This is a genomic window from Maritimibacter harenae (assembly GCF_009882975.1).
GTDB lineage: Bacteria > Pseudomonadota > Alphaproteobacteria > Rhodobacterales > Rhodobacteraceae > Maritimibacter > Maritimibacter harenae.
This window is the reverse complement of sequence record NZ_WTUX01000018.1, coordinates 1-5,332: the sequence shown is the minus strand read 5'-3', so window position 1 is coordinate 5,332 and position 5,332 is coordinate 1. Positions and strand designations below refer to the sequence as shown.

The 5,332-nt window shown below is 59.1% G+C and carries 4 protein-coding genes and 2 pseudogenes; 3 read left to right on the top strand and 3 right to left on the bottom strand.

What is annotated here, in order from left to right; genetic code table 11:
• Positions 1-1,087 (bottom strand): autotransporter-associated beta strand repeat-containing protein (locus tag GQE99_RS14665; protein ID WP_202530854.1); only part of this gene is annotated, 1,087 nt, incomplete at its 3' end.
• A 273-nt stretch (positions 1,088-1,360) separates the two neighbouring features.
• Here GQE99_RS14665 and GQE99_RS14660 point away from each other — a divergent pair.
• The 3 genes from GQE99_RS14660 (at position 1,361) to GQE99_RS14650 (ending at position 4,615) form a co-directional block, all read left to right on the top strand.
• Positions 1,361-1,897, top strand: coding sequence for a gluconate 2-dehydrogenase subunit 3 family protein (locus GQE99_RS14660; protein ID WP_161352395.1), 537 nt, complete (start codon positions 1,361-1,363; stop codon positions 1,895-1,897).
• A 1-nt stretch (position 1,898) separates the two neighbouring features.
• Entirely contained in the window at positions 1,899-3,548 is a 1,650-nt protein-coding gene (locus GQE99_RS14655) for a GMC family oxidoreductase (protein WP_161352394.1), read from the top strand.
• 65 nt (positions 3,549-3,613) lie between these two features.
• Positions 3,614-4,615, top strand: a complete 1,002-nt coding sequence (locus GQE99_RS14650) for a hypothetical protein (protein ID WP_161352393.1) — start codon at positions 3,614-3,616, stop codon at positions 4,613-4,615.
• 99 nt (positions 4,616-4,714) lie between these two features.
• Here GQE99_RS14650 and GQE99_RS14645 read toward each other — a convergent pair.
• Positions 4,715-4,888 (bottom strand): annotated as a pseudogene (locus GQE99_RS14645) (integrase core domain-containing protein); the annotation flags it as partial.
• A gap of 43 nt (positions 4,889-4,931) precedes the next feature.
• Positions 4,932-5,332 (bottom strand): annotated as a pseudogene (locus GQE99_RS14640) (IS66 family transposase); the annotation flags it as partial.

Here is a 5,332-nt window from a genome sequence, read left to right as displayed (position 1 = left end):
CATCGATCGTCCCGTTGCCGGCCCCGAAGGTGAACGTCCGGCCCGTGGACATGTCCGCCGTGGTCGCGAGCGTGCCGCCGTCCAGCGTCACACCACCCGAGGCCGCGCCGAGGTTGCCATCCGAGGACACCGACAGGGTGCCGCCCGTGACGGTTGTGCCACCCGAATAGGTGTTGCTCCCCGACAGGATCAGCGTGCCGTCACCAGACTTGGTGAACGATCCTCCTGTCGCGCCGTCATCGGCCAAGACGCCTGACATGGCCGCTGAGTTGCCGCTCGCGACGCTGACGGTCCCTCCGTTTCCAGTAATCGTGAAATCGTTCGATAGATCCGACGTGGTGTTGAGCGTGCCGCCATCAAAAACGTAGGTAGTGGTCGTTCCGAGCCCAGCATCGGTGTCATCGTCCGCATTGATCGGACGAGGCCCTCCGCCGCCGACGGTATCATCGACCTCGTCCTCGCTGACCACGCTGTCTTGCGTCAATGGACCAGCGCCAGTGCCGTCGATCGTGCCGTCAGCAGTGTAAAGACGATAACCACCCAGCGCAAACTCCCCGGCAACGGATACTACCGACCAGCTGAAGTATGTATCAGACGAGGTGTAGCCGCCGCCGTATTTCTCGCCAGAATGGTCCGGCAAGGTGACGCCCGCATCGCCAAGGCTCGTGTTGGAGATGTAAAGTGACGAACTCCCCGTAATGCCGCAATAATCATACGAACAGCTCGGGGCAGCATCATAGGCGATCGAGTAGGTGTAGGTCGCGTCGGCCAGCGGCAGATTGATCTTCATTACATCGCCGGCACTCCATTGCCACCAGGCGTCGCCAGATTGCGTTGCCTCCGCTGGAGTGCCGCCCGAAGGCTGCTGGAAATTTATTGAGATATTTCCTGCGCCAAAGCTGTATGCGCCTTCGCTGCCATACTGCTTCACTGCAATCCCATTGCCTTGCTGGATCCATGTCGGCGTATTCGAAGACGCCTGAGTAAAGAGGTGGCCGGCATTGGCTTTACCAACGGGCACCAGAGAGATGGCGCCAAGACATACTAAAGCGGTCGCCGAAAGCGGCGACTGGCTGTAATTCTTCATTCCCCAATAGTCCCTTCGTTCACTTGTAACACATTTGCTTTTTGCGGTGCGCTTTGTGCGCTAATTTGGGCATTATTGGGACAACCTCGACCTGTATTTTGCAAAGGCGTTCTGCGCTTGCCACAATGCTTTTTTGCCCCCTCTGGACAAAAGTCTTAGCGCATGCAACAGGTTGACCACAAGTCATCTGTGATCAAAAAATGGGTGCGGATCTATCCAGGGGTGAGCCGTGACTTGAATGCCGCAAACCGGTTGGGGCGGGAGTAGTGTGTCATGCGAGTGAAATATGGCGACACGGTCAAGCTGGATGGCTTGCGAACAACGTCGGAAAACCTTCGTCCATCTCGTCGTGCTGTGAACATCGGCATGCTTCTCGCACCAATCTGGATTGGCGTCACCTCTCGCCCTTCGACTGCGGACGCGAGGACGAACGACACATTGCGCGCTATGGTGGAGACCATCGTGCCCGCTGACGAAACTCCCTCAGCAGCTGACATCGGGATCCACCAACAGATCCAAGCGATGGCACTCGATATCCAGAACTATGAGCTAATGATCGCAGAAGGAACGGCCTGGCTGGATCGCGCAGCGAACGGAAGCTTTGCGAATTTGGCGCTTCCGGACCGAAACCGTGTTCTGGAGGCGGCCTTCTCGCAGCCACCGCAATCCTTGCCCCAAGTCTTTGCAACCCGCATACGAAACGACACGCTAACCCTTTATTATCGGGACCGGCGTGCGTGGCCGGGACTCGGAATTGCCAGCCCCATTCAACCCGACGGATATCCGGACCACGACGAGAAGCCTGTTTGAAATGGAAGACGTGGATGTATTGATCGTCGGGTCCGGCCCGGGCGGAGGCGCTGCGGCTTGGCGGCTTGCTACCAAAGGACTTCGCGTCCGGGTGCTCGAAGCAGGCCCGGCTTTCGAACCTCGAAAGGACTATGCGCAAGACCGTGAAGATTGGGAGACACCGTTTCCTGTGCTTCCGGGCAGCAGGGCACCATACGATGTTGCCGACCTACAAAATCTCGGCGACGAAGCCAAAAACATCCGCTCCTGGAATTCGCTAAGCGGTCCATATGTCCCAGGCGAGCGCCGCGCATCGTTCGGCTACCATCACGTGCGCGGGGTTGGCGGCAGTTCCCTCCACTTTACCGGTGAAGCGCACAGATTGACGCCCGCGGCAATGAAAATGCGAAGCGACTTTGGCGTCGCCGCAGATTGGCCGATGGACTACGACGCTCTTGCACCATATTGGCAACTCGCGGAACAAACGGTCGGCATTGCCGGGCCCGCCGACGATTTGCGTGCTCCGCGACGCAAACCCTACCCAATGCCCGCGCATCCATTCAGCTTTGCCAGCGCGAGACTTGCAGAAGCTGCCCGTGATATCGGTATGTCCATTCAACCGAATTCGTTGGCCGCTCTTTCCACGCCTTACGACGATCGTCCCGAATGCAACTTCTGCGGCGGGTGCCTGCGGGGGTGTCAGCGCCTGGACAAGGGTACGATTGACGTGACCTACCTTCGCCATGCCGTGAACACCGGTCGCTGTGAAGTGCTGCCGGGGGTCGAAGCACTGCAGATCGAGGCCGAGGGAAATCGTGCGACGGGTGTGCTCTGCAAAACCCAGGACGGCTTGCAAGTCTTTCAGGCCAAGGTGATTTTTCTGGCGTGCGGTGCGGTTCAGACGCCACGGCTCCTGCTGAACTCCGCAGCGTCACACAGCCCGGACGGATTGGCGAACGAGAGCGGCGAAGTGGGCAGGAACTTCATGGAGACGCTTCTGTTCACCAGCTCCGCGCTCCATCCCGAAGACCTTGGAAGCCATCGAGGGCTGCCGGTCGACTGGGTTTCCTGGGACTATTCGTCGCCGGATTCCATTCCTGGATTGGTCGGAGGCGCCCGTTTCGGACCATCAATGGCCGAGAGCGATCTTGTGGGGCCCGTCGCCTATGCAACGCGTGTCGTTGATGGCTGGGGTGCTGACCACAAGCGTAGAATGCGCCAGACGTTCGGCCGTGCGCTCTCCGTGACCGGTATCGGAGCGTGCCTGCCTAATGTCGGCAGCTTCATCACCCTGTCCGAGCGCAAGGACGCGAGCGGTCTGCCTGTTCCACGGATTCACTCCGAGCTGAAAGCAGATGCATTTGCCCGAATTCGGTTCATGGCCCAAGTCTGCCGTGACATCCTTGCGGCCGCGAACTGCGACAAGCCTTTCGAGGAATTCAGCTCGGCAGACGCGTTTTCCTCAACACATGTTTTCGGCACGTGTCGCATGGGACGCAACGCAGACGAAAGCGTCGTGGATGAGTTCTGCCGCAGTCACCGGTGGCGTAACCTCTTCATCACAGACGGTAGCGTGTTTCCGTCAAGCGGCGGTGGTGAATCCCCGGGACTGACAATCCAAGCTCTCGCCCTGCGCGCCAGCGATCATTTGCTTTCCGAAAAGACACCATGACCGACACACGACACTACTTCCCGATACCGACCCTTACATTGCGTCGGCGCGCAATATTTTCGCCGATGACCGACTTGCTGCTCACATCGGGCATTTCCATCTTTGTGGTTGGAACTGCGATCTTGATCTTTCTAAGCACGGGTCGGACCGTCGGGGATGAAAGCGACATCCTTCCCAAGCTGCTTGTCATGCAAGTCTTGCTGAATTGGCCCCACTTTCTCGTGTCCTACAAACTTCTTTATGGACGGCGAGAAAACGTCCGCGCCTATCCGCTCGCGACCATTATTGTGCCTCTTGTCCTCCTTGCGGTGGTTGGGGCCGCCATGCTCCCCGCGTTCGGCGGCGCCGGTCCCACGGCAATGAACCTGGAAATCTCGTATGCTCTGTGGGTCTTCGCGGCCCTCTACCTCGCCTGGCACTACACCGGCCAAGCTTGGGGCGTAATGATGACCTTCGCGCATCTCTCCGACCTGCAAATCAACTCGCGGGAACGACTGATGCTTCGAGGCGGGTTCCGCGTCCTGATCCTTTGGCACGTGGTCTGGGGGATACAGACCCTGCCATCCTATTCGGTTCTCACACCCTTCCAAACCGACATCGCGATGTCGATCGTCAACATACTCGGGATCTGCGCGTTTCTGGTCGGGGCCCTTACTTTGCTTCAGATCGCCCGAAGGAGTGGCAACCTCGACCTTCGGATTGCCGGCGCATGGCTCGCAATTTACCTCTGGTATCTTCTGCTATGGATCGCGCCTGCTGCGTTCCTCCTGGTGCAGTTGTCGCACGCGCTCCAATACATGATCTTCCCGGCGCGAGTGGAGCTCAATACACATCCCCGGAAAGGTGTCATCACGCGATTGGGGTTCCTCTATGCCGCCTGCGTGTTGGGCGGGTTGCTGGTCTTCTACCTGCCGGAGCTTTGGTTTGTCTCTCCTGTCGGCAATCCGACCATCGGGACGATCTTCGGAGTCCTGGTGAATATCCATCACTATTACACCGATAGTGCGATATGGAAACTTCGTCGAAGCGATGTTCAATCGCGCCTTTTTAAGCATCTCGATCACTGACCTGCCACTGAACGATTATCGAGGCGCGACCCGAGCCCGGATGGTGTTGGTCCGACCCCGAACCTTCTACCGCCCTTGGCAAGAGTTTTCGGACTACGATCAGGGTGACAGGCTGGTTATTTCCCCCGATTTCGTCAGCGTGATCGGCCCCTTGTTGCCGATCGCGCTGTGTGGCCGTTCCTCGTTGTAGTATCTACGCCAAGTCTCCAACTCTTCAGCCGCATCCGCAAGCGTCAGGAACCAGTGGGCATTCAGACATTCTGTAAGCATCCGGCGTGGGCCGCGGTTAGGCGGCTTGTCGGAGTTCCAGGGGTTGCCAGTTCCACNGGCCAAGGGCCACGCCGCGCAGCGCCCGCTCGGCGGCATTGTTCGTCAGGCAGATCCGGCCGTCCTCGAGGAAGCGGATGAAGGTCTCCCAGCGTTCGGCCTTGAACATGTAGGCGATCGCCTTGGCGACGGGATTGTGCCTCGACATCGTGTCCCGTTCGGTGCGCATCCAGTCGTGAAGCTCGTCGACCAGTGGCGGGACCAGGCGCTGCCGGGCTTCGAGCCGCGCCGCGGCGTCCAGACCGTTGATGCCGCGCTCGACATCGAAGATCGCGTCGATCCGGGTGACTGCCTCCAGCGCCACGGGGGAGATGTCGTGGGCCGGCTTCCGTTTGCGGGCGTTTTCCTTGATGTCGGCCAGTTCGAAGAACTTGCGCCGGGCATGGCTCC